The organism is Shewanella sp. MMG014 (assembly GCF_018100775.1).
GTDB lineage: Bacteria > Pseudomonadota > Gammaproteobacteria > Enterobacterales > Shewanellaceae > Shewanella > Shewanella japonica.
The window spans coordinates 18,390-44,318 of the sequence record NZ_JAGJDZ010000018.1; the positions used below are offsets into that span (position 1 = coordinate 18,390).

The window sequence follows — 25,929 nt, forward strand, 5'->3', positions numbered from 1 at the left end:
TGTTGCTGTTTGCCATTTATGTTCTGCAATTAGCGCTCAATTAGCACTGCTGTTGCGCTACTAAGTGCTGCACGACAAATGGCTGTAGCTGTTGAATGAATTTTATGTTGCCATTGTGGTTGATATCAAGTTCTACCCAACCGTCTGTTGAGAGTTGCGACAAACGATTTATGTGTAAGGCAGTCTTTTGTTCGTAATCTGGGTTTGGCACCCAATGTCCGTTTAATTGCACAATTCCGACTTCTGTGTGTAATCGACTGATATTGAAAGGTATCACAATGAGGTTATTTCCATTTGGTAGTTAGCTTGCCCCTTTTCACCAGAGGTAAAGCTGCCTTTGCCGTCAATATTCGCTAGCTCTCCTTGTCCTGAATTCGGCACGATGATAAAACTACTGATTGCAACGCCTTGTTCAAACTTACCGTTATGCTGCAATACGAAACTACCAGACTTGCCGTTGATAGTGACTTCGACATTTTCATAGCCACAAAATACCGCTTGGGCATCGGTTGTATAACACATAATGTACTTGGGCTGACTGACGCCCTCAAGATCACCAGAATACATTTGGGTTATACTGGCTGATGTTTGCTTTGCTCCATCTGGGTGCTGAATATCAGTGGTTTCATCCCAACTGGTTATTTGAAAAATGCCTGATATATGAAGTGTCATACCAATCTCCTTTGAGTGCACTCCTTTAAGTACCTTGTTGAGCATATATTGAGTATAAAGTTTAATCAATGCTCGACATTAAGAACCATTTACAAGTAGGATGATTAAAAATTTGCCAGCAGAGCAATAGCTGTAGGAATAATAATGGAAGATAGAAAAGTATTACTCACCGGTGGAAACTTACTTCAAGCCCATACGTGGAAAGGCTTACTCGAGACCCATGGCATTATGGTAGAACTCACGGGTGAAGCGCTTGTCGGCGGTGTTGGTGAGTTACCAACCGAAATGCAAACTGTCGATTTATGGGTGAATCAACATCAAGTTGAAAAAGCCCGTAACTTATTAGAGTCCCATGATATGGAACGTCCACAATGGCAATGCTTACAATGCCATGAAATGAATGAGGGCAGTTTTGAATTATGCTGGCAATGCAGCTCCCCACAAAGTACTCCTCATAATTAATCTATAATCAATCATTATTCTTGATAGCAAAATTGACTAGGACAACTGAGTCAGTTAATGGGATAGTGAGTGATATTGTTCACGACTGTTTTCAGTCATTGTGATTTCTTTGAGAGTGATAAATGCAATACTTTCCATTGTTTGTGGATACAAAAGAATTAAAAGTGTTAGTGGTTGGCGCTGGTGAAGTTGCTACTCGTAAATTAGATTTACTCTCACGCACCGAAGCCCATATTGACGTTATTGCCCCTGAAATTGCTGATGAGGTCAAGGCCTATCAAAAGCGAGGTCGAATTTCATTATTTCAGCGAAGTGTCAATACGGATGATATGACAGGTTATGATTTACTTTATATGGCAACAGCTAATGCGCAGCTGAATATGGATTATGCCGTTATTGCCCGTGAAAAAGGCATTTGGGTAAATGTTGTTGATAATCCAAGCTATTGCCGTTTTATCACCCCATCTATTGTCGACAGAGGCCGATTAGTCGTTGCTATTAGTACTGCAGGGGCTGCTCCTGTATTTGCTCGTACCATTCGTTCTCGCCTTGAAACTATGTTGCCACAATCATTAAACCCTTTATTTGATTTTGTAGCCTCAAAGCGGGTAGAAGTACAGCTGCGAATTACATCAGGTAAAGAGAGGCGCTTATTTTGGGAACGTTTTTTTCAGCAAAATAATGACAGGTATGACACCGTCACCGAAAGTCACTATCAAGAAGCGTTTTCTCAAATATCTCATCAAGGTGAAATTTTACTGTTCAATAAACATGATGATGCCAATTTACTGCCTATAGCAGCCATGCCATTACTGCAAAAAATTGACATTTTTTATACCGAAGCAGAGCGAGACGAGTCGACAAATACAATTAACGAGCTTGTCCGACGAGACGCAAGTCGAGAAATCATTCCCAGTTTAAGCCAATTAGCTGAACAGTATAATCATGGCGATAAAGTATTACTGGTGGTCGACGACAGTATGTTAAACAAATTAAAGGCACATTTTCCTATGGCAAAACACCTGCAACCAGGCGCTCTTTAATCACAACTTGCCAATTATTTAGCGCTGACAATAACTGACTATGTTAACACGCTAGATGATCGAGTCAGAGATAAGTTCAAGCCGAGTTTCATACTGCAGTTAAACAGTATAAACTCGGTTTTTTTATTTTATTGGAATCCCCATGGCGCCCAAAGCTACCGTTTATAAAGCCGCTCTTCAAATTGCTGATATGGACAGACATTATTATGCTGACCACCAGTTGACGATTGCACAACACCCTTCTGAAACTGACAGCAGAATGATGGTACGTATTTTGGCTTTCATTATGAATGCGTCGGACTCACTGCAATTTAGTAAAGGTTTGTGTGTTGATGATGAACCTGAGTTATGGGAAAAAAGTTTATCTGATGAAATTAACCTGTGGATTGAGTTTGGCCAGGCTGATGAAAAGTGGCTGCGTAAAGCTTGTGGCCGCTCAAAACAGGTTCAGTTAATTACTTATGCTGGCCGCAGCGTACCGATTTGGTGGCAGCAAAATGAGCAAGCATTACAACGTTATAAAAATCTGTCAGTGTTTAATATTGACGAAGAAGCCGTTAAAGCGATGGCAGTTTTTGTTAATCGCAATATGAAGTTACAAGTCAGTATCAGTGATGGCGAAATTTGGCTATCTGATGACAGTAATAGTCTGATGATACTGCCACAACGGCTTAAATAATATCGCAGCAAATTTGGACTATAATTTGTAGGTTACCAAGTCTTTGTAAAACGACGAGCACCGATTTAATAATAACCTAGATTTATCTTAATCTAGGTTAGTTCGGATTATTAATCGATGGCCTACCAATCGAAGTAAGTGATTGTTTAATGATAACTGTGATAGCGTTAACTAACTGATTAAAGGCATATTGCAACCATATCTATATCACCTGATTCAGGCCAACTTACATTGAAACAATCTAAAAGACTCGATAACGAATTGGAATTTGTATTAGTTCAGTCTATTAAGGAAGTGACGATGAAGACGTTATCATTACATGGGGTCGATAAAATCGATCTTCTTGCCCAACCAGAAGTCTCAGAACATATTAATTTATTTTCCGCAGCAACCTCTGTATTTACCGATTTTAAATTACTCAAACCATTGGTTATTAAGTTAAACACTGCTGCAGTAGATGTTGAACACTTAATGAAGCAGTCCCATGTGAGGCTTAAAATTGTTATCGATGAAAGAGGGCACTTTATGGGCTTAGTAAGTTTACAAATGCTCCACAGTCAAGAAATGCAAAAACATGTGGCTCAAGGCTTCCCACGCGAGCAATTATTACTTTCTGACTTTATGTTGCCCAAAAGTGCGCTTAAAGCTATCCATTATGAAGATCTTCTTAATGCGAGGATCAGTGATGTGATCGAGACGCTGAAACGCTCTCAACATCAACATTGTTTGGTGGTTGATAATAAGTTGAATGTGATTAGAGGGCTTATTTCTGCAAATGACATTGTCAGAAAGCTCAAGCTTCCTATCGATGTAAATCAAAACCCAAGCTTTATGGAAATATTCGATAGCATTGAAAAAGTTAAACTTGCCAGTTAATCAGCAACGTATTGTTTTTAATGAGCAAAAATAATATCGTATTATAAAGCCCTCTAAATAAATGATTTATGCACATTAGAAAAGCGACCAAGGATGATGCTGCCGTTGCATTTGAAATTCGTAATCTTGCGATTTTAGCTCAATGTAAAGGCCACTATGAGGATGAGACTTTGCAAAAGTGGACCGAAGGCAGTCTTCCCGCACACTTTGTGACAGACTTTGCCGCTAATGGCTATGTATCCATTATGAATGACAATATTGTGGGTGTGGGGATGATAAACCTGACCACAGGTATGGTCGATGCTATGTTTGTGCGGCCAGAGTATATTGGTCAAGGATTTGGAAAACAGATGATTCAGTACCTTGAATTACAAGCACGCAAAGCACAATGCAAAAAATTATCTTTGGATGCGTCACTCAACGCTGTCGACTTTTATCGTGCTTGCGGTTTTGAAGGACAGCGAGAGGCTATTTTTTACTCGCCTAGAGGCATTGAATTAACTTGCTTTCCTATGACGAAAGCGCTCTTGTGATGAAGCGCTGTGATGAAACAGTCTTATGAAGCAGCCTGTATACTCATCATTAACCCAAAACAAAAAAGCCTCTTAGTGAGGCTTTTTTGTTGTGGCCATATTATTATTTTACTGATGTGCGATAAGGTGTTCAAAGCCCCCGCCATTATAGGTTTGGGTAAAACCTGCTTCCACAAGGTCGTTATTGGCAATACCGCTTCTTCTTCCACTTCTGCAATACAATACAATCGCCGTATCTTTATCAAGCTTTTGTTTGGTTAATTGCTTTAGTACCAATTCAAAAGGAATGTTAATCGCTCCATCTAAATGACCAGCTGCAAACTCTTGCTCTGTACGCACGTCAATGATCATGGCGCCATTATTAATTTTATCCCAAGCGACCGCTGGAGGCATTTCATCAGCAATAGATACTGTCGACAGCACCAGTGCTAAGCCAGCGAATAGGAGTAAAGCGACTTGATTTAAAAAGCGTGTAGGGTGTTGTTGCACAATGAATCCTCTATGGTTTGTCGGTCATTGCCAACTCTGCAGCAGGCTTAGCGCCGAGTTTTTTAAATAATATTGCTGCAGGGCAAAAACCAGTAAAAGCACTTTGTAATAGATTAGCGCCAACAAATACCGTTAGCCAGATAAAATTATGATTTATCCAAGCCGTTAACGCCATTGATAGCAATACCATAAAGCCTGCAAAAGCCATAATTATGCGTTCCAAAGACATGCTTATCTCCTTAGTTTGATGGTCGATTTTTCATTACGCTGTAATACAAAATCGGAATAACAATCAGCGTGAGCAAACTGGATATAAAAATGCCAAAAATTAAGCTAATAGCTAATCCATTAAAAATGGGGTCATCAATAATGAATAAAGCCCCAATCATCGCAGCAAAAGCGGTGAGCATAATCGGTTTTGCTCTTACCGCACCAGATTGAATAACCGCTTGCTCAAGTGGTACACCTTTAGCCGTTTCTAGTTTGATAAAGTCCACTAATAGAATTGAGTTACGGACAATAATGCCTGCAAGTGCAATCATGCCTATCATCGAAGGGGCTGTGAAGTGAGCGCCAAGCAGCGCATGCCCTGGCATAACACCTATGATGGTCAGTGGAATAGGTGCCATGATGACCAAAGGCACTAAGTAAGATTTAAAATGTCCTACAACAAGCAAATAGATTGCAATCATGCCAATGGCATAGGCAATTCCCATGTCTCTGAAGGTTTCATAGGTAATCTTCCACTCGCCATCCCACAAAATGGCTACGGTGTCTAATCCATCTGGTTGATTGATCAAATGTTGCTGTACAGGGATAGGGTTCACGCCGCTTAGATTGTCTTTTTCAATATCGGCATACATAGAAAACATGCCATATAGCGGGCTGTCTGTTGGGCCTGCCATATCAGCCACGACCATGATCATTGGCAGCATGTTTTTATGGATAATAGGGGTATTGATATTACCGTGCTCGACCTTAACTACGTCATTAAGGCGAACAGGTTCTCCGTGACTATTGTTAAGTGTTAATTGAAGAAGCTGTTGTAAATTAATTTTAGCTTGCTCAGAAGCTTGCAGCTTAATGGGAACGGGCACCTGAAAGTCTTGGTTTCGAATGTAACTAACATGCTCACCTTCTATTGCACTCGCAAGTGTGGTTACAATATCTTGATACTGTAATCCCATTAATTGCGCCTTACTTCTGTCAATATACACTCGCCATTGAGATGCTTGAGCAGGAAGGTAAATATCCACATCGACCACATGCTCAGTTTGTTCAAATCGCTGTTTAAGCTTGTTGGCTGTTTGTTCACGCAGTGCGGTTGTGGGTGCGTAAACCTCAGCCAGTATTGGTGACCAAACTGGTGGACCTGGAGGGACTTCAACAATTTTGATATTGGCTTGGTAAGGGGCACCAATGTGTTGTAATTGGCTGCGAACGGCTGTGGCAATTTGGTGGCTATCGCGGGTTCGATGAGCTTTATCGACCAAGTTGACTTGAATATCACCTAACTCTTGGCTTTGGCGCATAAAGTAATGCCTTACAAGGCCGTTAAAGTTAATTGGTGCATGCGTACCAGCGTAAAGCTGAAGGTGGTCAACTTCATCAACTGTGAGCAAGTGATCACCCAATGCTTTTAGTACTCGCTGTGTTTGTTCCACAGGCGTCCCTTCAGGCATATCGACTAAGACTTGAAACTCTGATTTATTATCAAATGGTAGCATTTTCAAAATAACTGCTTGTCCAACAGGTAATGCAACCGCTATAGCAATTAAAAAGATGATGGCACCAGTGAGTCCTAAGCGGGCTAACCTTGCTTTTTCGCCGATTAAAAACGGTGTCATCAGCCAGGTAAATAGACGCTGTAATTGACTACCTTTAGTGGATAACGGCTGTTGGTCTGCAAACTTGTTCGCCACAGGCTGTTCTGAAATAAGGTTATTCGGCTCTGAATGACTGTTATTTGGGCTAAGGTTTTCACTTAGATTTTGGCGATGGTTTGCTCCATGCCTTAATAGCTTTAAACTCAGCCAAGGGGTTACAACAAATGCAACGACTAACGAAATAAGCATCCCCATACTGGAATTTATCGGAATAGGGCTCATATAAGGCCCCATAAGGCCAGAAACAAACGCCATTGGCATAAGTGCCGCTATTACGGTAAACGTTGCTAGAATCGTCGGACCGCCAACCTCATCGACAGCTAAAGGGATAAGGTTTTTGAAGTCTTTATTGCCTAACGCCATATGACGGTGAATATTTTCAACAACGACAATGGCGTCATCGACCAATATTCCGATAGAAAAAATTAAAGCAAAAAGCGAGATTCGATTGAGGGTGAACCCCCATGCCCAAGAAGCAAATAAGGTCATGGCTAAGGTGATAATAATAGCAATGCCGACGACCATTGCTTCACGCCTTCCCATTGTTATCAGCACCAATATGACAACCGCTAAGGTAGCAAAGACTAACTTCAGTATCAGAGTATTGGCTTTATTACCTGCAGTTTCTCCGTAATTTCTTGAAACCGTGACTTCGACATTATTTGGTATCAGCAGGTTGTCGACTTTATTCAAACGTTCAAGAACTTGAGCGGTTATATCGACGGCATTCTCGCCACTTTGTTTACCGATAGCGATAGTTACAGCAGGGTAAACACCTGACTTATCTAGATGCAGGACATGTTGAGTTGCAATATCAGTTGCTAAGTTAACCTCAGCAATGTCAGATAAATACACTGGGCTTTGATGCTCTTCTTGATTAGCCACCTTAATGACTAAATTTCTAACATCGTCAGCACTTTGTAAAAACTGCCCCGTTTGTACTTTAATAAGTTGATTATTTTGGGTTAAGTCACTTGGCGATGAAATATAATTATTGCTGGTAATAACTTGCCTTAACTGGGAAAAGCTAATGCCATAATGATTCATTTTAATGGGATCAAGCCTGACATTGACTGCTAGCTCTTGGCGGCCCATTGAGTAAATTTCGCGCGTGCCTTTAATGCGCTTAAATTCATTTTCAAGCTCAGTTGCCACTATGGTAAGTGATTCTGGTGTTACATTTTCATCTTTCGACCATAACGTTAATCCGACAATCGGAACATCATCGATTCCACGCGGTTTAATCAATGGTGAACCAATTCCTGCCGCTTGATTGAACTTATCTTGGTTTGATTGGAGCTGGTTGTATAAATTGACAATAGCGTGATCTCTAGGTACTCCGACATCAAATACAGCGATAATTAATGCGCCATCATTCATTGAAAAAGAGTAAAGGGTATCGATGCCTTTTAATTCAGAGATGATTTTTTCAGCCGGTAAGGTGACTTGCCTTGCTACTTCATCTGGAGTGGCACCTTGGTAAGGAATGTAGACATCAGCAAAGGTCACATCAATCTGCGGTTCTTCTTCTTTTGGTGTGACAACAATAGCGAATAAGCCCAGTAATATTGCCAGTAATGCAATTAATGGGGTCATCGCGCTTGACTGAAAAGCCTGAGCGATTTTTCCAGAAATACCAAGAGTCTGTGATTTGGTCATAACTAAATCCTGGCTTATTTATCGTTGTTGGTAGACTGGAGTATGAACTGGCTTGCTTGAGCAAGAATAATATCGCCATCCATCAATCCAGCATCAATAATTACGCTTGGGTTATCGCTACTATTAGCCATCGTTCTGACCCTGACTTGAGTCTGCACAAAGTTGTCAGCTTGTTTCATAAAGACTGCAGTGTAGTCACCGCGTCTAAAGATGGCCGATTCTGGAACGATAATGTGTGGTTGCTTTTTGCCTGAAATCGCGATTTTTACCCATTCACCCGCTGTGTATTCTGTTTCTCTAACAGGTAAATTTACTCTGATCTGGTAGGTTTGACTTGGCGACTGCAAAAATGAGAATGGAATAATATCACTTGATTGAATGATAACGCCTGAAGCTAGCTCGATAGTAACCTTAGTATCAGTTGTGACATATGATTGATATTGCTGCGGAAGCTGAAATACTGCGCGCATATCGTCGATAGCGTAACCTGCATAAAGTGGCTGACCAACAGTAACGGTTTCGCCTTGCTCGACAAAGCGTTGTGTTACTCGTCCACTAAATGGCGCGCTCACAGTGGTGTAATTTAAGGTTTCTTTGGCGGTAATTAATTGAGCTTTTGCTGCGGAAACTGCTTGAAAGCTGGCAGTAGCATTGGCGGTGGCTTCATCCATTGCGCCTTTAGATATGGCTCCTTTGGGGAAAAGGGCCTGATAACGAGTGAACTGGGCTTGTGCTTCAATGTTTTTAGCTTCCGCTCTTGCTAATTCAGCTTCAGCAGCAGCAAAACTCGCGCCTTGTTCTTTACTGGTGATTTCTAATAATGGTGAACCCGCAGGCACTAAATCGTTAATATCGTAATGAAGCGCAAGTATTCGTCCTGCCGTTTGAGCTGATACTGTTGCGGCTTTTACCGCTTCAATTTGACCATCAAAATAGAGCTGCTGAGCCTGTTCAACAGTTCTTATTGTTAATGTCTGCATGCTGGATTGACTAGGATGGTGTTTTGTACTGATATCGTCGCTCGCTTGCGCTGGGGACAGTGAAGCGTTACCTATAAATAGCCCAATAAAGAAAACCCATTTTAAAAGCATGATGACACCATTAATAATTATCCATAAGAAAATTCTAATGGACTTTTTATGCTGTGGCAATCACTTTATGAGAAAAACCTAATGGAAGGTGTCAATGGTACAAATTAAACGTAAAAAAAACGCCTAAGTAAACTTAGGCGTTTTCATCGCATTCATGTTAACGATTGAATCGTTAAATTTAGAAAGTGTGGTTATATTGCAGTGAGAAGTAGTTTGCGCCTGATTCGGTATAAGCACTCACTTGTCCGACTAGTGCACTCTCCTCTAAAACATGAACCTTTTCACCTGCAACTAAAGTGTAGCCGAAATCAATACTAGATTTATTACTCAAATTATAAGTGAAACCTGCTGAATACCACATGCGGTCTGAGTCAGGTATTGATAAAGAAGAAACTTCACCTACCACACCTTGGTCACTTGCAATACCTGCACGAACAGTCCAAGTTTCATTGATATCGTAAGTGGCACCAAGGCTTAAAAACCAAGAGTCTTTCCAGTTATAATGCTTGATAACATCATTCGCAGTGCCAAGATCACCGTCTACAACACTGATGTTGTCAAATGCACTCCACTGGGTCCACTGGGCAGTGTAGTGAATAGCAAACTTTTCAGTTAGCTGATGAAAACCAGCAAGCTGTGCGATATCAGCAATTGGAATTTCAATACTGTCAAAGTTTTGAGGGAACAAAACAGAAGGGTTATACATGATGTCACCACTAGCATCCATTTGTGGGCTATAGCGGTAACTCAAACCAATTCTGTTATTTTCGTTAAACTCATATGCTAATCCAACAATACCACCAACAGCCCAGCCGTCAGCTTCAACGTCAACAAGGTTTAACGGCATGTCACCAAGACCGATATCAATATTACCGTTACGCGTTAATGTTCCAGAACCATATACAGCATCAAGACCTAAACCTAAGCTTAAAGAATCATTAATACGGTATGACACGCTAGCGTTAAAGTTAATTGTGGTCACTTCAGTATTACCCAATAAATCAATTGGTGTATTGAAGTCGTGACCACTATTTAGTGATGAAAGATCAGTACCTGTGCCGTAGTTTGAGAAGGCTGCAACACCGTATGCCCATTTATCGTTGATAGGGCTAATGTAGTAGAAGTTAGGAATGAACTTAGCCTCAGCAGCATTGTCCATACTTCCAATATGGTTATCGCCATATTGAACATCACTCACTTCAACTTGAACGTCTGCGTACGAAGCTCCAATTGAAAGTGTCTTCTCATCAAACAATGCCATTGCTGCCGGGTTACGTGCTAAAACTGATGCATTATCTGCAATGATTGCATCACCAGCCATTGCACGGCCAATACCTGTAGCTGATTGGCTATTAAGTTGGAATCCAGCTGCCATGGTTTGTGTGCTAGCTAATGTCACTGCCATCGCAAGCAAGGTCTTGTTGAATTTAGTCATCATTTTTTCTCATCGTTGTACGTCAGTTTATTAATTTCCTAAACGCTGTCGTTTAAGTCCCCAATTAACACCAACTTTAATAATGCGGGCATATTAGGTAACAGTTGTCATCCCTGCAACTCCGACCAGTTGCTAGTTATTGTTAACTTTAGGTTAATTGTGCATGGTCGAGTATTTTATAGAATTTGAGTAAATACTCTATAACGCCTGAACTGTATGGGTTTTATGATTTTATTGATAAATTAAAATGTTGCTAACTGGTAAGTTTTGCAACAAATGGGCAGCAAGATTATTTTTAAAAAAATGGTACAGATGTACGCTGAAAGACCCAATTATTGAAAACTCACAATAATTGGGTCTATTGAAGATTAAAGAGAAGCTTTGAAATTATCGAATTGAGTCTTAATGTTGTCGGTTGGAGGCGACAACTTACTGAATACAAAGCCAGCGATGCTAGCAAATAAGAATCCAGGTAGAATTTCATATAAATCGAACAATCCGCCTGACAGTTGCTTCCATATCACAACAGTTAACGCACCGACTACGATTGTCGCAATTGCGCCATTTCGGCTATAGCCTTTCCAGAATAATGCTAGTAATACGACCGGTCCAAATGCCGCACCGAAACCAGCCCAAGCATAACTGACTAAATCGAGAACTTTACTGTCAGGATTTAAGGCGATGACGATAGCAATTATTGCAATGGCAAGAACACCAAAACGACCAACTAACATGAGCTCCTTATCCGATGCTTCGGGGCGTAACCATTTGCGATAGAAGTCTTCTGTAATCACACTTGAGCATACAAGTAATTGAGAATCGATAGTACTCATAATGGCTGACAGAATTGCCGCAATTAAAATACCACCAATCCAAGGGTTGAATGCCACTTGTGCTAAATGGATAAATACGGTTTCTGAATTAGCTAAAGGAGCGTCGGCAAAATAGATAGTGCCAGCAATACCAGTCGCTAACGCACCAACTAATGCTACTAGCATCCAACTCATGGCGATTCGACGTGACAAAGGAATGTCATCAGGGCTACCAATGGCCATAAAGCGTGATAGAATATGTGGCTGACCAAAGTAACCTAAGCCCCACGCAAGCAATGACACTAAACCTATAGTGGTCATGTTGCTATGAAGCAGCGACAGCATTTTAGGGTCTAAGGTTTCTAATGCGACTTGGGTATCTGGTTTGCTGAAAATGGCGACAGGGACAATTAATAATGCAAGTAACATTAAACAACCCTGGAAAAAATCAGTCCAACTTACAGCAAAAAAACCACCAACAAACGTGTAGGCCACGATAATAATCGAACCAATCATTAAGGCGATGGTGTAATCAAGGCCAAATATTTGTTCAAATAAAATGGCACCACCGACCATGCCTGAAGAAGTATAGAAGGTGAAAAATATTAAGATAGTAAACGCAGAGACTAATTTTAAAATGCCTTTTTTATCTTCAAAGCGTTTTTCAAAAAAGTCGGGTAGGGTAAGTGCATTATCAGCTGCTTGAGTATAGATACGAAGACGTCGAGCGACAAATAGCCAATTTAACCAAGCACCGAAAACTAAACCAATGCCAATCCAGGCTTCACCTAAGCCACCTAAATAAACAGCCCCAGGTAAACCTAATAACAACCAGCCTGACATATCTGATGCACCGACACTTAATGCTGTCACTGCTGGCCCCATTTTTCGGCCGCCCAGAATATAATCGTCAACGGTGTCTGTTTTGCGGTAGGCCCAATAGCCTATGCCCATCATAAGGGCGAGATAACCAATAAAGGTAATGAGGATTGGAGCTTCAATTGCCATGCTACTTCCGTATTGTTCTGATTATTGTGCGACATGCTAACAGATGTTTGACCTAGTGCACAATTTTGAAAGGAAGTGTGAAGAGTTATTGACCGGCTAGTGAAAATTCACTAGCCGTTTTGTTACTTAAAAGAGTGAATGTTAAATGAAAGTTTGCTCGATTTCATTTTTCACAAATTGCAAATCAGCATCCTGTTCACCAACGAGTAACATGAAGGTGCCGGCAGTTTGAAAACCTAAACCTTGATAGTTTTTGTCAGCGAACGATTCTTCCGTAACCATACGATTTTCAGCGGGGACGATGAAGAGCGTCACCTTACCTTGTTCGCCTTCCATGACTAAATGTAAGCTTTTAACGCCTTGGAAGTCACAGTAAGAGGTGTAATACACTTTACCTGGTTGTTGGATAAATTTCGCATTCTCTAAACCGCTAATACCTGCCAGTTTAAAATTAACGTCTTCAAAGCCGACATTTTGATCTACTGATAATGCTTTAGGCTCATGATATACATGCTCTAATGCATGTTCCGCTAAGGCAACAGGCGTAAATCTAAGCATGCTAACACTTAAGCCTATGACGAGCGCAACGGATGCTGCCATCGCCATTAAATAACGTGTTTGCTTTTTCTGTTGCTGATGTTTACCTAATTGTTGGCGTAAAATCAGTTTCTCTGCCAGATCATCAGGCACATCGATATTCAGTGCGCTGGTAAGCTTACTGTCTAATGCTTTCAAGTCGTTGACGAGTTTGGCATCAGACTCAGACGCTTCAATCTGGGCCAAAAATTCTTCATCTTGGCTATTTGGGTCACCATAGGCATGGCGACGAAATTTTAGATCATCCATTTGATTGACCTCTAACTTCAGGAGACTCTAAGGCGTCTTTTAATTGATTCCGGGCGCGAAATAATCGCGTCATAACTGTGTTTCTATTGAGCTCTAATAAATCAGCAATCTCTTCACCACTAAATCCACCGATAAGTTGCAGTAATAGTGGCTCTCGATACTCGACTTCTAATTGGCCTATTTGCTTGCGTAACCAATATTGTTCGGTCTGCTCTTCGGTTGTGGAAGACTTTTCATCTTCTAGCAACTCTTGTTCTACGTCACTGTAATCAAACTGCTTGCGTTCAAAGCGGCGAGCATTTTCACGGCGTAAAATCGTAATGAGCCAAGCTTTTGCCGCCTTATCATCCTTTAAAGAGTCTAAAGCACGCCAAGCGCGTAGAAACGTTTCTTGAGTGACGTCTTCAGCTACATGTTTATCGCCGATTAACCAATAGGCATATCGGTAGATATCAGTATGAAGTGCCCTGACGAGGCTGTCGTATCGTCGCTGTTTAGTTAGCATGTCAGATAAGACCGTGGGTTCGGACTTTTTATTTCGCAAGCTATCGAACATTTTATGACTTATTGTTAAATATTATGTTCGATAGCTTAAAAGGTTGGCTGTGAATAGCAAGCTTATTTACTGCTATGGGTTCAAGCTACTTAAAGGTGAAACATCGCTTTGTGTTTGATTTAACTGAGTTTGCTTTATCGCATTAATCAGTTTCTGTTTATCTATCACGACACTATTTTGGCTATATTTGGCTTGTTGCAATTGTTCAATTGCCGCTGATAACTCAGGCGATAATTTTGCTATAGCAGATAAATTTATCGGTTTATTGAACTGAGCTCCATACCATTTCTGTAGTAAAGCAATCACTTTCGATACATCATTATTATCACAAGCATCTTCTATATCTTGTAAACTAATTGCCGCTTTTACAGCGCTTTGTACTGAGGTGGTATCGGCTATTTGGGACGGCTTTTGACGTCTGGCTGTTAACCAAAGTGCCAAGGTTATTAGCCATAGTGTCGCAAATAGCAAGGTTAACCAAGGCCATAATCCTGCCGTAGAGGAGGTCGCTTGTGGCTGTTCTACCACTGTAGGTTGAACTGGGTTGATAGGGGCTGAACCTGTGATGGTGACAGTTCTTGCGGGGATAGTGGCATACTGCTGCTGACGTAAGTGTGGATTCCACCACGGCACTGAAATTTCAGGCAAGGTAAAAGTACCAGGTTGGGTTGGCACTATTGCAGTGGTTAAACTGTATTGAGCTATGACTTGATTCTCACGTACAACGGTTTGTCTGACTGGTTTTTCTGGGTAGGCTTTCAAGCCTTCAGGCATCGTAATTTTTATATCTGGTAAGCTGTTACTGTCAGCATTAGAGGCGACAATATTAATGGTTCTGGTGATTGGAGTTCCAATTTCAAACGCATTATTATCATTTTCTTCTGGCCATACTTCTTTAGCAATTAATAAATCACTGACTAACCAGTCACCTTGATATTGCTGAGGAATAGGGTTAATGACAATTTGAGTGTTTTCTGCACTCGCTTGCATTGGGCGGCTTTCATTAAAACCAAACATTCCGCCACGCCTTGGAGCTTCAACTAAAATATCTCCTGAAAACCCAGCTCCTTTTATAGCCAAAGTACCAGGTGTGTCAGCAATGATTGAGTAAGTACGTTCGATAACTCGAAATCGACGTCCATCAACAATTTCAACTGAATCTTTATCTTCACCGATTTGTTTTATTTCAGCGCCAGATATTTCAGGTGAACTGATGACGCCTCGTTGAAGTTCAGCGGCTAAAAATAGTTTTACTTGGTATGTCACAAGTTGACCAACATAGGCTTCTTGTGTACTTAATTCGCCTTCAATAAACAAATTACGCATTTGTTGCGGTTGGCTGCCCGCTTTGGCGACGGTTAACGTAATGGGGTTAGATGTTACACCTTCCATTGTAAATGGCGGAATGGTCACAGTGCCTGCATTTTTAGCCGACAATAACACTTGCCAGCGGGTTTCTTTTGTTGTGTCAAAATTAACCATTTTTGTACTACGGCCAACGCTTGTTCGGCCGACAACAAAGTCTTTTAGTAACACAGACGTATCTAATGAGCCTGCGTTTAAATCAGCATCAGCAGTGACATTTAAAACAAAATATTCGCCCTGCATGACAGGGTTTCTATCAACTGTTGCTTGAATTTGACTGACTGCAAAAACTTGCCCCGTAAAAAGAATAGTAAGAAGGGCGAAAACGATTCTGTTTACCACTGTTGTGTATCCTTAGGCAATTGGCCGCTTTGGCGACGCTTTTGATATTCTAATAGCATTTTATTTCTGATCAATACTTGCGGGTCTTCGCTCACGGCGCGAAGTGCGCGTTCTAAATCTGCAGGTAATGGCTCTTCCGCTAATTCTGACGATGCAACTGCTTGAGTTGATTCAGGCTGCAGCTCAGACTCTTCACTTTGTGTAGGTTCTGGCTGAGCTTTGGCGTTGGCTTGCTTCCCTTCAGCAGACTCTTCAGATGTTGCTTCCGGTTGAGCATCAGCTTCCGCCTGCATCTCGGCTTCGTTTTCTGTTTGTTGTTCTTCAGTTGACTGGCTTTGTGAAGAAGGAGATTGATCTTGTTCATTTGCCTGCTCACTGCTTTGCTGCTCATTTTCTTGCTCAGAACTTTTTTGCGAAGAGTCTTGTTGCTCAGAATCCTGTTGTGAAGAGTCTTGTTCTGAATTGTCTGATTGAGACTGATCTTGTGACTGCTCCTGCGATTGACTGTCATTGCTCTCGCTTTGGTCACCATTTTCATTTTGATTAGAGCCGTCACTAGAAGATGAGTCACCGTTTTGAGATTCGCCATTCTCTGAATCATTTTGATCAGATTGGTTTTGATCTGAGCCATCACCAGACTGTTGTTCTTGCTGCTGTTTCATTTGTTCAGCAAGCTCAAGGTTTTTTTGAGCTTGCGGGAAATCAGCCTGCTGTTCTAGTGCTTTTTGATAACGGCTAATAGCTTCATCTAGTTGATTGAGTTGCATCAGGCTATTGCCTTGATTATATAGCCCCTGTGCTGTGCTATCTTGCTCAAACCCTGCGAGGGCGTTTTCATAATCCCCAGCTTTATATTGGGCACTGGCTTGCCATTGAGGCTGATTAAACTTTTTAGCGGCTTGGGCAAAATCTTCTGCAGATTGCGCTTGCATAAATTGCTCGCTAGCTTGTTGATCAGAGGTTTTCCATAAATCATCCCAAGTATTAGCTTGTGCTGGCGCCGGTTGCAGCATCATACCTAATGTGAAAAACGACATAATGGGTAATAGGGTAAACCTAAAGCTTAATAACACAGGGATAAGCAACAATAATGCAATATAAGGCCCTAAATCTTGCCAAGCTTCACCTTCTAGCTCAGTGGCTTTGGCATCGCCGTCATTAGCTAACCAATCTTGCAACTGAGTTAACGAACGTCCATCTGCAGTCGCCGGGATCATAATCCCACCAGTAGGTTTAGCGAGTTTTTCCAGTAATGAAAAGTCAGTTTTGTCGATAACCACGTCACCGCTATTATTTCGTAAAAGTTGACCATCAGGTAATTGAATAGCCGCACCTTGTGCAGTACCAAATGCCATCACAGAAACTCGATATCGACTGCCTTCTAGTGCATTAGCTGCATCGGCATATTGCCTAGGATTCACCCCATCTGTCATTACAATAATATCGCCACTGATATGCCCACCCTGGGCTAGCAATTGCTGTGCTAGCGCGAGTGCAGAAGATAAATCTGAGCCTCTTACTGGCATGATATCTGGCGAAAGTGTCGGTAGCAGGTTGAGTAAAGTTGCATTATCACGAGTTAACGGGCTAATGGTAAATGCGTCGCCAGCAAATGCGATTAAGCCTGTTTCACCTTCAGTTAAACTACCGATAAAGTCCGTTGCACGGTATTTGGCTTGAGATAAACGGTTAGGTTTTTGATCTGTGGCATACATGGATAAAGACATATCCATGATTAATACTCGGCCTTGTTCATTACTATAAACAGGTAAACTCTGTTTGTTCACAGCTGGCCCCGAAAGTGCCACGACTGCAATTATCCAGCAGATAATTAATCCCCACTTAGGCTGCTTTTTAACCTGAGTACCCTCTGTAATCAGTGTTTTGGCCAAATGCGGCGCAATATATTGCTGCCAAGCTAGATTTTGTTTTTGGCTACGCCATAGGAGCAGCCCAAGCACTAATAATGGGATAAGTAATAGTAACCACTCAGGACGAATGAAGTGTAATTCCATTATTTGCCCCCTCGTGATGATATTTTGCTAAATGAGAATTGGCTGCGAATACTTATTACGACACTCATTAAAATAGCGAATAGTAATGGCCAATAAAATAATTCACTTTTAGGGCGATAGGTGAGTTGATCGCGGCTTACGGGTTCTAGTTCATCAATTTTTTGATAAATCTGAGCCAGCTCTTCACTATTTCTTGCGCGGAAGTAGTGGCCGTTGGTCATGTCAGCTAAGTTTTGTAGTTGTTCTTCATCTAAATCAAGTGAAGGATTAACTCGTTCGGTGCCAAAAATGCTGCGACGCTCTAATACTTCAGCACCGACACCGACGGTATAGATGGTAACGTTTCGTTTTGCCGCTATTCTTGCTGCGACTTCAGGTTCGATGTTGCCAGCATTATTTGAACCATCGGTGAGGAGAATTAACACACGGTTACTATCGTTGACCATATCAAAACGTCTTACAGCTAAAGCAATTGATTCGCCAATGGCAGTTTGTTTGCCCACGAGGCCAATTTCGCTGTCAGCGAGGAATTGTGCAACAGAGCGTCTATCTTGAGTCAGCGGCGCTTGTAAGTATGCATGATCGGCAAACAAAATGAGGCCGAGTCGATCGCCATTACGGCGTTCAATAAAGTCACCAATAACATGTTTTATTAAGGTGAGTCGATCGACTGTTTTACCATTAATCACCATATCTTCAATTTGCATACTGCCAGATAAGTCCACTGCCAGCATGACATCCCGCCCTTCAGAGGGCAGCTCGATTGGTTCACCGAGCCATTGTGGTCTAATTAATGCGCAAATTAAACATAACCACATGAACCAATAGGCTTTTCTATTAGGTTTTTTAGGCGTGCTAGATACCGATATTTGAGCTTCACTGATGCCTGGAAGTTGTAAATGACCACCAGTATTCTTGCTAACTTGTTTAGATTTAATAAAAAATGGTAATGGTAAAAGCAATAACAACCAAGGCCATGTTATTGAGAACATGAGTCCTCCTTGTCATTTTGCTTTGCTATCATAGATGACGTTAATTCGTTAGGGTTAAAGGCTGTTAAGCGGGCTGATTTGGCAAGAAACACATGAGCAAGCTGTTGCAATTGCTTCGTTTCTGCTTGGGATAAACCTTGCGATTGGTATCGTTTATTGAGCAATAATCCAATTTGACCGTGATGCTGTTTTGGTAAGCGTAGCTCTAGCCAAGCAAACCAGTGGTTGCCGTCAAGTTTGGCAAAATCTTGTCGCGGGAAATAACTCATCGCTGTTCGTTTAAGTAGGCTATTCACTTCAGTTGCATACTGTGGGCTGGTAATATCTAATTGGTTTAATACATCTAAAGCCGCTTTTCTTGGAGCATGGTACTTTTTATCTCGTTTAAGCTTAACCACCATTGCTATGGTGATACCGATGACGAGTGCGGCAAGTATCCAATAACCTGGCGCCATTGGCCATTGAGAAATTTGCTGAGGCAGCACGATATCTTCTAATTGCATTAAAGCTGGATTTGCTTGAGCTGAATTCATTTAGCGTAGTACTTCCAATTGGTCACTTAATCGTTTCCCTGCGTCAATAAATCGTGTGGGTACTTTAATCATCTTCATTAAATCAATAAATTGTTGTTGATTTTTAAGTTGGTTTTCAAGCCAAGTATCATAACTATGACGAGTTAATGTTAGTTGCTGCTTTCCATCACGTACTGGCAATGAAAAGCGCTTTGGAAGTGCTAACGTGCCTTGCCTTAATGGATCACTAATGACAAATGCTCCGACATCGCAATGGCGTTTGAGTTCAGTTAATGCGGCTAAACATTCTTGAGTAAAATGTTGGCCATCGGTAATAATCCATACCAATGAGCCTGGTTTAGCGATACGTTGCAAGCGTTGGCAAGCACGGAGTATGTGTTGAGGATCATGGGGGAGCTCATCAAAATGATTTAACTGATTACCATGTACCTTCATTAAGGCTGATGTTAACTGCAATATACCTTGTCGACGGCTTCGAGGCTTGAGCTCGAGATGTTCAGTTTCACTGGCTATGAATGCACCGAGTCGATCGCCATGATTAATCGCATTCCAACCTAGTGTTGCTGCGACATGTGCAGCTTGTACTGATTGCATTAATAGCCGTGAACCAAAAAACAAGCTATGACTAAGGTCAATGAAGAGAATAATAGGGCGTTCACGTTCTTCTACAAAAAGTTTTGTGTGCGCTTTTCCTGTCCTTGCCGTTACTCGCCAGTCAATGGTTCTGACGTCATCGCCATTTTGATAATGACGAACTTCAGCAAACTCCATTCCGCGACCTTTTATCAAGCTACTTCTGTGTCCTGCTTGACTTGCTTTGGCACGGCTGCGTTTATCGGGCATTGCACGAGCTGTGCTTTGACAGCTGAATAGCTCTTGCTCGGTCAAATTGACCCCATTACTGAATAACGGTAACGGGGAAACTTGTGCTTGTTCAAATGGCATCTTTGCAGTCCGGATTTAAGGTACAGCCACTTGGCTTAAAATATGGCTAATGACATGATCTGCATTAATTCCTTCAGCTTGTGCTTGATAACTTAATAATAAACGGTGTCTTAGCACATTCGGAGCAACTGCTTGGATATCCTCTGGTGAGACATAATCACGTTCTTGTAGCCACGCTCTAGCTCGAGCACATCGCTCTAATGATATTGAAGCACGAGGGCTGACGCCATATTCTAACCATTTAGCTAGCTCTGGACTGTAGCGCTCAGGTTGGCGTGTCGCCATAATTATCTCAACAATGTAACTTTCTAGCGGCTCTGCTAGATAAAGCTCCATGGCTTGATCGCGTGCGGCAAATACATCTGACTGGGCAACAGGCTCAATAGTCGGTAATGTTTGAGTAATCGCTTCTTTGCGCGATTGTCTTAAAATTTCACGCTCAGTATCGGCACTTGGATAATCCAGATTTAAATGCATCAAGAAGCGATCAAGCTGTGCTTCAGGAAGTGGGTAAGTCCCTTCGTTTTCAAGTGGGTTTTGCGTTGCCATGACTAAAAACAAATTTGGTAAGGGGTAACTGTTTTTACCCACTGTAACTTGGCCTTCTGCCATTGCCTCAAGTAACGCCGATTGCACTTTTGCTGGCGCACGGTTAATTTCGTCAGCCAAAATGAGGTTATGGAATATAGGCCCTGCTTCAAATTCAAATGTGGCCGTTTGCGCACGGTAAATATCGGTACCGGTTAAATCTGCAGGTAATAAGTCCGGAGTAAACTGAATACGGTGGAAATCACCTTCAACGCCATCACATAACGCTTTCACAGCTCGTGTTTTTGCAAGACCTGGCGGGCCCTCAACTAATAAGTGTCCATCTGCAATCAATGCAATCAGTAGGTTTTCAGTTAATACAGGTTGTCCCAAAATGACGTTGTCTAAATAGGCACGTAAAGAATGAAATCGACTCAAAGGCATGATGATACTCAATTAATTTCAGAAATTTATCTAATTAAACCTATGTTAATGAATTTCATTAGCCTTTGGCTAGTAGCATTAACAGATTTTCATTTTTAATTAATTCTGAGTGATATTTTGTGAATTTATTCATTGGGAAAGAGCAAATAAAGCGAACCTTGGAATATTTTAAAGTTAATGCTCTATATTTTAATCGTATGATTATTAATGATTATTTATTGGTTCAGTCAGTGCTTTTGATGATAATTACTGCTATTTTTCATACGGATGTTTAAAACTTCGCAATTAAAAGTTAGAATCAGATCACACTTTTATGGTCAGACCAGATCTGTCTGACATAATTTAAGTATTCACTGACAAGCCAGATAAGGCTAAACAATTAAAAGAGGGTGAACAATGAGTGATAGACAACAAGTAACCAACGCTCGTGGGGAGCGTATCGCTATTGTGGCGGGTCTTCGAACCCCGTTTGCAAAGCAAGCAACTGCTTTTCACGGTGTATCAGCACTGGATATGGGCAAAATGGTGGTTAATGAATTGCTGTCTCGCTCAGAACTTGACCCTAAAACAATTGAGCAACTGGTATATGGTCAGGTTGTTCAAATGCCTGCAGCGCCAAATATTGCACGTGAGATTGTACTGGGAACGGGTATGGATGTCTCAACAGATGCGTACAGTGTGACTAGAGCTTGTGCCACAAGTTTTCAATCAGCGGTCAATGTTGCTGAATCGATTATGACTGGTAATGTTGAAATCGGTATTGCTGGTGGTGCAGACTCCTCGTCAGTTTTACCTATTGGCGTTTCAAAAAAACTGGCACATGCCTTAGTTGATTTAAATAAAGCACGTACCTTTAAACAAAAGTTTGCCATTGCACGTCGACTCGGTTTAAAAGACTTAATGCCAGTACCTCCGGCGGTTGCTGAGTACTCAACTGGGTTATCAATGGGCCAAACAGCTGAACAAATGGCAAAAACATACGGTATTAGCCGAGCTGATCAAGATGCGCTAGCACACCGTTCTCATACGCTTGCAACTGAAACATGGAATTCAGGTAATCTTGCTGATGAGGTAATGACAGCCCATGTTCCTCCTTACAAGCAGTTTATTGATCGTGATAATAATATTCGTGAAAACTCAGTATTAGAGTCTTATGCCAAATTACGTCCAGCCTTTGACCGTAAACACGGCTCTGTAACAGCTGCAAACAGTACACCATTAACCGACGGCGCTTCTGCCGTTATTCTAATGAGCGAAGGCCGTGCTAAAGCATTGGGTTACGAGCCTATCGGTTATATTAAAAGTTATGCATTTACTGCAATTGATGTGTGGCAAGACATGTTGATGGGACCTTCATACGCAACACCATTAGCACTAAAGCGTGCTGGCATGGAGTTAGAAGATTTAACATTAATTGAAATGCATGAAGCATTTGCAGCACAAACATTAGCCAATATGCAAATGTTTGGTTCTAAGAAATTTGCGGAAGAAAAGCTAGGTAGAAATCGCGCCATTGGTGAGATTGATATGAGCAAGTTTAATGTATTAGGTGGTTCTCTTGCTTATGGACATCCATTTGCAGCAACTGGAACACGTTTAATTACCCAAGTATGTCGTGAACTTAAACGTCGTGGCGGTGGTACTGGTTTGGCTACAGCATGTGCTGCTGGTGGTCTTGGCGCAGCAATGATTGTAGAAGTGGAGTAATTCTGATGGAAAAGACATTTAATTTATCTCGCCGCGAAGACGGAATAGCAGTGTTAACAATGGATGTTCCTGGTGAAACCATGAACACCTTAAAAGCAGAATTTGGTCCAGAAATCAGTGAAATACTAGCTGAAATCAAACATGATGCCAGTGTGAAAGGGCTTGTGGTTATCTCGGGTAAAGCTGACTCATTTGTTGCTGGTGCAGATATCAGCATGTTAGATGCATGCACTAGCGTTGCAGCTGCTAAAGAGCTGTCTCAGCAAGGGCATGTTGTATTCAATGAGCTTGAAAATTTATCGATTCCTGTCGTAGCAGCTATCAATGGTGCATGTCTAGGTGGCGGCTTAGAATTAGCGTTAGCGTGTCATTTACGTGTTTGTACTGATGACAAAAAAACCATCATGGGTGTGCCGGAAGTGCAACTTGGTTTACTGCCTGGTGGTGGGGGAACACAACGTTTACCGAGAAAAGTCGGTATTACCACTGCACTTGATATGATGCTAACAGGCAAACAAATTCGCCCTAAACAAGCACTTAAAATGGCATTGGTTGATGACGTAGTACCTGAGTCTATTTTATTAGAAACTGCTATTGCAATGGTCAAAAAAGGTAAGTCAGCAGCAAAAGTCGCTAAGAAAAGCGCATTAAATAAGGTGCTTGAATCAACAAGCGCAACTCGCGATATCATTTTTGATCAAGCTGCAAAACAAGTCCTTAAAAAGACCCAAGGTAATTACCCAGCGCCAGCCAAAATTATTGACTGTGTTAAACAAGGCATGAATAAAGGCATGATTAAAGGGCTTGAAGTTGAAGCCAGTCATTTTGCCGAATTAGTCATGTCATCAGAGTCAGAAGCACTTCGCAGCATTTTCTTTGCTACGACAGAAATGAAAAAAGAAACAGGTGCCGATGGAGCTGAGCCGCGTAAGGTTAATAAAGCCTTAGTTATCGGTGGTGGTTTGATGGGAGGCGGTATTGCTTCTGTGACAACGACTAAAGCTAAAATCCCTGCACGTGTGAAAGACATTAATGAAAAAGGGTTAAGTAACGCGTTAGCTTATGCTTATAAATTATTGGCTAAAGGCGTTAAGCGTCGTCATATGACTCCAGCTGTTAGAGATAATTTAATGGCATTGATGACGACAACGACTGAATATAAAGGTGTTAAGGATGCCGATATTGTCGTTGAAGCCGTCTTTGAAGATTTAGCTCTTAAGCATCAAATGGTAAAAGATGTTGAGCGTGAATGTCATGAAAATACTATTTTCGCTTCAAATACGTCTTCGTTACCGATTGGACAGATTGCAGAGGCAGCTTCCCGTCCTGAAAACGTGATTGGTCTTCATTATTTTTCACCTGTTGAAAAAATGCCGCTGGTCGAGGTGATTGCCCATAAAACGACATCACCAGAGACGATTGCAACTACGGTTGCATTTGCGCGTAAGCAAGGCAAAACCCCGATTGTTGTTCAAGACGGTGCAGGTTTTTATGTGAACCGTATTCTTGCTTTATACATGAATGAAGCCGCTCAAGTTTTATTGTCTGGCGAAAAAGTAGAAAGTTTAGATAAAGCCCTCGTAAAATTTGGTTTCCCTGTGGGACCCATTACATTATTAGATGAAGTCGGAATAGATGTTGGAGCTAAAATTGCGCCGATCTTAACCCAAGAGTTAGGTGAAAGGTTCAAAGCCCCAGATGCGTTTGACAAGTTGTTAGCAGACGATCGAAAAGGTCGTAAAAATGGCAAGGGCTTTTATCAATATGGTAATAAGAAGTCTAAAGCTAAATTGGTTGATGAGTCCGTTTATCAGGTACTTGGTGTCAATAATCAATCTACTGGTTCGGGTAGTGATATTGCCATGCGCTGCGTGGTCCAAATGCTCAATGAGGCCGTTCGCTGTTTAGATGAGGGTATTATTGCCAGTGCTCGTGATGGTGATATTGGCGCAATCTTCGGGATTGGGTTCCCACCTTTCTTAGGCGGTCCATTTAAATACATGGACAGTATGGGAATCGCTAACTTAGTGTCAAAATTACGTCAGTATCAACAACAACATGGCGATAGATTCGAACCTTGTGAAAGGTTGGTCAACATGGCTGAGTCAGGCAGCACTTTCTATTAGCCGTAAGTCATACTTTATGGTTGATTAAAATTAACAAAGCGGCAACATGTTGCCGCTTTTTCATTCTAAAGTGGCATGTTTTAGCCTAATAAATAGTCTATATGTCTATTTTTTACTTTCCAGTATAATAGTCTTATTTGCTACTCTTATAGCTAACAGCTTAGTTCTTGGTTATAATATCGCCGTTATTGGCAGGGTGAGATAGCTGATAAAGAATTAAAAAATGGAATGTTGTTAACTGAATAAATTATTGAGGTTTCAGTGATATTTCTACTCTTGTTGATTTCGTGTTTATCAGGATATTTTCTGGGTAATCAAGCTTTTGTCAATGGGATGGCTGTTAAAAGATGGTCTGTAGCTGGAATGCTTATGGGGCCGCTTGCTTATCCATTATTCAATAGTCATAAGTATTTATTAACCAAGAAGATATCTAACCAAAATGAACATAAACGTTCATTTTAAATAGATGTAGATCTAAAAAAAGGGAGCGTAAGCTCCCTTTTTTATTGTCTGTATGAAGTGGCTAAATGCAGTATTAGCTCCACCAAGCTTTTGCTGGAATCACTTCTAAGTGCTCTAGCCCTTCTGGCAACTTAACTCTTTTACGTTGTGGTTTCGCAATGCCAAGTACTTTCTTTAAAGAATTAAACATAATGAATCTCCTAAGCGATGCTTGAGTTGCTGAACTTAATGTAAGGGTTGCCAGCTACCTGTGCGTTAGTGTCTGAGAACTTGATATAAGGGTTGCCAGCTACCTGTGCGTTAGTGTTTGAGAACTTAATGTAAGGGTTACCAGCGACTTGTGCGTTAGTGTCTGAGAACTTGATATAAGGGTTACCTGCAACTTGTGCGTTAGTGTCTGAGAACTTAATGTAAGGGTTACCA

Annotated in this window: 23 protein-coding genes and 1 pseudogene; 7 read left to right on the forward strand and 17 right to left on the reverse strand. The window is 41.4% G+C overall.

Annotated elements, in window-relative coordinates; translation table 11 throughout:
* Positions 1-40 precede the first annotated feature (40 nt).
* Together J8L86_RS20300 and J8L86_RS20305 are read right to left on the reverse strand one after the other, a co-directional pair.
* The gene (locus J8L86_RS20300) at positions 41-277 is read right to left on the reverse strand and encodes a hypothetical protein (RefSeq protein ID WP_065110673.1); all 237 of its coding nucleotides are present in this window, start codon (positions 275-277) and stop codon (positions 41-43) included.
* Complete coding sequence (locus J8L86_RS20305; RefSeq protein WP_065110672.1) at positions 274-672, reverse strand: DUF3224 domain-containing protein; 399 nt, start codon at positions 670-672, stop codon at positions 274-276. The genes J8L86_RS20300 and J8L86_RS20305 overlap by 4 nt, the downstream gene beginning before the upstream one ends.
* A gap of 144 nt (positions 673-816) precedes the next feature.
* Here J8L86_RS20305 and J8L86_RS20310 point away from each other — a divergent pair, with 144 nt between their 5' ends.
* The 5 genes from J8L86_RS20310 (at position 817) to J8L86_RS20330 (ending at position 4,265) form a co-directional block, all read left to right on the forward strand.
* The gene (locus tag J8L86_RS20310) at positions 817-1,134 is read left to right on the forward strand and encodes a DUF2007 domain-containing protein (RefSeq protein ID WP_055026183.1); all 318 of its coding nucleotides are present in this window, start codon (positions 817-819) and stop codon (positions 1,132-1,134) included.
* 122 nt (positions 1,135-1,256) lie between these two features.
* Positions 1,257-2,177 carry a bifunctional precorrin-2 dehydrogenase/sirohydrochlorin ferrochelatase gene (locus J8L86_RS20315; RefSeq protein WP_211031404.1) on the forward strand — a complete coding sequence of 307 codons (921 nt, stop codon included), beginning with the start codon at positions 1,257-1,259 and terminating at the stop codon, positions 2,175-2,177.
* 142 nt (positions 2,178-2,319) lie between these two features.
* The gene (locus J8L86_RS20320; protein ID WP_065110671.1) at positions 2,320-2,856 is read left to right on the forward strand and encodes a YaeQ family protein; all 537 of its coding nucleotides are present in this window, start codon (positions 2,320-2,322) and stop codon (positions 2,854-2,856) included.
* Positions 2,857-3,156: 300 nt separating this feature from the next.
* Positions 3,157-3,732 carry a CBS domain-containing protein gene (locus tag J8L86_RS20325; RefSeq protein WP_065110670.1) on the forward strand — a complete coding sequence of 192 codons (576 nt, stop codon included), beginning with the start codon at positions 3,157-3,159 and terminating at the stop codon, positions 3,730-3,732.
* 68 nt (positions 3,733-3,800) lie between these two features.
* On the forward strand, positions 3,801-4,265 hold the full coding sequence (locus J8L86_RS20330) for a GNAT family N-acetyltransferase (RefSeq protein ID WP_211031405.1): 465 nt from the start codon (positions 3,801-3,803) through the stop codon (positions 4,263-4,265).
* A gap of 108 nt (positions 4,266-4,373) precedes the next feature.
* On the opposite strand, the gene J8L86_RS20335 is transcribed toward J8L86_RS20330, so the two are convergent.
* The 14 genes from J8L86_RS20335 to J8L86_RS20400 form a co-directional block, all read right to left on the reverse strand.
* Positions 4,374-4,754 (reverse strand): rhodanese-like domain-containing protein, encoded by a 381-nt coding sequence (locus J8L86_RS20335; protein WP_348772664.1) that lies wholly within the window; start codon positions 4,752-4,754, stop codon positions 4,374-4,376.
* A 10-nt stretch (positions 4,755-4,764) separates the two neighbouring features.
* On the reverse strand, positions 4,765-4,983 hold the full coding sequence (locus tag J8L86_RS20340; RefSeq protein ID WP_119969679.1) for a DUF2892 domain-containing protein: 219 nt from the start codon (positions 4,981-4,983) through the stop codon (positions 4,765-4,767).
* A gap of 10 nt (positions 4,984-4,993) precedes the next feature.
* The gene (locus tag J8L86_RS20345; protein WP_211031406.1) at positions 4,994-8,299 is read right to left on the reverse strand and encodes an efflux RND transporter permease subunit; all 3,306 of its coding nucleotides are present in this window, start codon (positions 8,297-8,299) and stop codon (positions 4,994-4,996) included.
* A gap of 14 nt (positions 8,300-8,313) precedes the next feature.
* Entirely contained in the window at positions 8,314-9,390 is a 1,077-nt protein-coding gene (locus J8L86_RS20350) for an efflux RND transporter periplasmic adaptor subunit (protein WP_211031407.1), read from the reverse strand.
* Between the two features lie 178 nt (positions 9,391-9,568).
* The gene (locus tag J8L86_RS20355) at positions 9,569-10,825 is read right to left on the reverse strand and encodes an outer membrane protein transport protein (protein WP_065110690.1); all 1,257 of its coding nucleotides are present in this window, start codon (positions 10,823-10,825) and stop codon (positions 9,569-9,571) included.
* A 368-nt stretch (positions 10,826-11,193) separates the two neighbouring features.
* Positions 11,194-12,645 (reverse strand): sodium/proline symporter PutP, encoded by a 1,452-nt coding sequence (gene putP / locus J8L86_RS20360; protein WP_055026191.1) that lies wholly within the window; start codon positions 12,643-12,645, stop codon positions 11,194-11,196.
* Positions 12,646-12,786: 141 nt separating this feature from the next.
* Complete coding sequence (locus J8L86_RS20365) at positions 12,787-13,491, reverse strand: DUF3379 domain-containing protein (protein ID WP_065110663.1); 705 nt, start codon at positions 13,489-13,491, stop codon at positions 12,787-12,789.
* Positions 13,484-14,047, reverse strand: a complete 564-nt coding sequence (locus J8L86_RS20370) for a sigma-70 family RNA polymerase sigma factor (RefSeq protein WP_055026193.1) — start codon at positions 14,045-14,047, stop codon at positions 13,484-13,486. Before J8L86_RS20370 ends, J8L86_RS20365 begins: the two co-directional genes overlap by 8 nt.
* A 72-nt stretch (positions 14,048-14,119) precedes the next feature.
* The gene (locus J8L86_RS20375) at positions 14,120-15,754 is read right to left on the reverse strand and encodes a BatD family protein (protein WP_348772665.1); all 1,635 of its coding nucleotides are present in this window, start codon (positions 15,752-15,754) and stop codon (positions 14,120-14,122) included.
* Entirely contained in the window at positions 15,748-17,769 is a 2,022-nt protein-coding gene (locus J8L86_RS20380; RefSeq protein ID WP_211031408.1) for a VWA domain-containing protein, read from the reverse strand. The genes J8L86_RS20375 and J8L86_RS20380 overlap by 7 nt, the downstream gene beginning before the upstream one ends.
* Positions 17,769-18,761 carry a VWA domain-containing protein gene (locus J8L86_RS20385; RefSeq protein WP_055026196.1) on the reverse strand — a complete coding sequence of 331 codons (993 nt, stop codon included), beginning with the start codon at positions 18,759-18,761 and terminating at the stop codon, positions 17,769-17,771. The genes J8L86_RS20380 and J8L86_RS20385 overlap by 1 nt, the downstream gene beginning before the upstream one ends.
* Complete coding sequence (locus tag J8L86_RS20390) at positions 18,749-19,294, reverse strand: DUF4381 domain-containing protein (RefSeq protein WP_211031409.1); 546 nt, start codon at positions 19,292-19,294, stop codon at positions 18,749-18,751. The genes J8L86_RS20385 and J8L86_RS20390 overlap by 13 nt, the downstream gene beginning before the upstream one ends.
* On the reverse strand, positions 19,295-20,239 hold the full coding sequence (locus J8L86_RS20395) for a DUF58 domain-containing protein (protein WP_080916166.1): 945 nt from the start codon (positions 20,237-20,239) through the stop codon (positions 19,295-19,297).
* A gap of 15 nt (positions 20,240-20,254) precedes the next feature.
* A complete protein-coding gene (locus tag J8L86_RS20400; protein WP_055026198.1) occupies positions 20,255-21,211 on the reverse strand; it encodes a MoxR family ATPase in 957 nt (318 codons plus the stop codon).
* A 396-nt stretch (positions 21,212-21,607) separates the two neighbouring features.
* On the opposite strand from J8L86_RS20400, the gene fadI reads away from it, so the two are divergent.
* Both fadI and fadJ read left to right on the forward strand, forming a co-directional pair.
* On the forward strand, positions 21,608-22,918 hold the full coding sequence (gene fadI, locus J8L86_RS20405; RefSeq protein ID WP_065110659.1) for an acetyl-CoA C-acyltransferase FadI: 1,311 nt from the start codon (positions 21,608-21,610) through the stop codon (positions 22,916-22,918).
* 5 nt (positions 22,919-22,923) lie between these two features.
* Complete coding sequence (gene fadJ / locus J8L86_RS20410) at positions 22,924-25,044, forward strand: fatty acid oxidation complex subunit alpha FadJ (RefSeq protein ID WP_211031410.1); 2,121 nt, start codon at positions 22,924-22,926, stop codon at positions 25,042-25,044.
* Between the two features lie 662 nt (positions 25,045-25,706).
* Here fadJ and J8L86_RS20415 read toward each other — a convergent pair.
* Positions 25,707-25,929 (reverse strand): annotated as a pseudogene (locus tag J8L86_RS20415) (hypothetical protein); the annotation flags it as partial.

What these genes read in the sequence shown, in the direction of transcription:
- J8L86_RS20330 (WP_211031405.1), top strand. Translation starts at nt 3,801, where the DNA reads ATGCACATTAGAAAAGCGACCAAGGATGATGCTGCCGTTGCATTTGAA.
- J8L86_RS20380 (WP_211031408.1), bottom strand. Translation starts at nt 17,769, where the DNA reads ATGGAATTACACTTCATTCGTCCTGAGTGGTTACTATTACTTATCCCA.
- J8L86_RS20325 (WP_065110670.1), top strand. Translation starts at nt 3,157, where the DNA reads ATGAAGACGTTATCATTACATGGGGTCGATAAAATCGATCTTCTTGCC.
- J8L86_RS20340 (WP_119969679.1), bottom strand. Translation starts at nt 4,983, where the DNA reads ATGTCTTTGGAACGCATAATTATGGCTTTTGCAGGCTTTATGGTATTG.
- J8L86_RS20305 (WP_065110672.1), bottom strand. Translation starts at nt 672, where the DNA reads ATGACACTTCATATATCAGGCATTTTTCAAATAACCAGTTGGGATGAA.
- J8L86_RS20315 (WP_211031404.1), top strand. Translation starts at nt 1,257, where the DNA reads ATGCAATACTTTCCATTGTTTGTGGATACAAAAGAATTAAAAGTGTTA.
- J8L86_RS20310 (WP_055026183.1), top strand. Translation starts at nt 817, where the DNA reads ATGGAAGATAGAAAAGTATTACTCACCGGTGGAAACTTACTTCAAGCC.
- fadJ (WP_211031410.1), top strand. Translation starts at nt 22,924, where the DNA reads ATGGAAAAGACATTTAATTTATCTCGCCGCGAAGACGGAATAGCAGTG.
- J8L86_RS20345 (WP_211031406.1), bottom strand. Translation starts at nt 8,299, where the DNA reads ATGACCAAATCACAGACTCTTGGTATTTCTGGAAAAATCGCTCAGGCT.
- J8L86_RS20390 (WP_211031409.1), bottom strand. Translation starts at nt 19,294, where the DNA reads ATGAATTCAGCTCAAGCAAATCCAGCTTTAATGCAATTAGAAGATATC.
- J8L86_RS20395 (WP_080916166.1), bottom strand. Translation starts at nt 20,239, where the DNA reads ATGCCATTTGAACAAGCACAAGTTTCCCCGTTACCGTTATTCAGTAAT.
- J8L86_RS20370 (WP_055026193.1), bottom strand. Translation starts at nt 14,047, where the DNA reads ATGTTCGATAGCTTGCGAAATAAAAAGTCCGAACCCACGGTCTTATCT.
- J8L86_RS20365 (WP_065110663.1), bottom strand. Translation starts at nt 13,491, where the DNA reads ATGGATGATCTAAAATTTCGTCGCCATGCCTATGGTGACCCAAATAGC.
- fadI (WP_065110659.1), top strand. Translation starts at nt 21,608, where the DNA reads ATGAGTGATAGACAACAAGTAACCAACGCTCGTGGGGAGCGTATCGCT.
- J8L86_RS20385 (WP_055026196.1), bottom strand. Translation starts at nt 18,761, where the DNA reads ATGTTCTCAATAACATGGCCTTGGTTGTTATTGCTTTTACCATTACCA.
- J8L86_RS20320 (WP_065110671.1), top strand. Translation starts at nt 2,320, where the DNA reads ATGGCGCCCAAAGCTACCGTTTATAAAGCCGCTCTTCAAATTGCTGAT.
- J8L86_RS20400 (WP_055026198.1), bottom strand. Translation starts at nt 21,211, where the DNA reads ATGCCTTTGAGTCGATTTCATTCTTTACGTGCCTATTTAGACAACGTC.
- putP (WP_055026191.1), bottom strand. Translation starts at nt 12,645, where the DNA reads ATGGCAATTGAAGCTCCAATCCTCATTACCTTTATTGGTTATCTCGCC.
- J8L86_RS20355 (WP_065110690.1), bottom strand. Translation starts at nt 10,825, where the DNA reads ATGACTAAATTCAACAAGACCTTGCTTGCGATGGCAGTGACATTAGCT.
- J8L86_RS20350 (WP_211031407.1), bottom strand. Translation starts at nt 9,390, where the DNA reads ATGCTTTTAAAATGGGTTTTCTTTATTGGGCTATTTATAGGTAACGCT.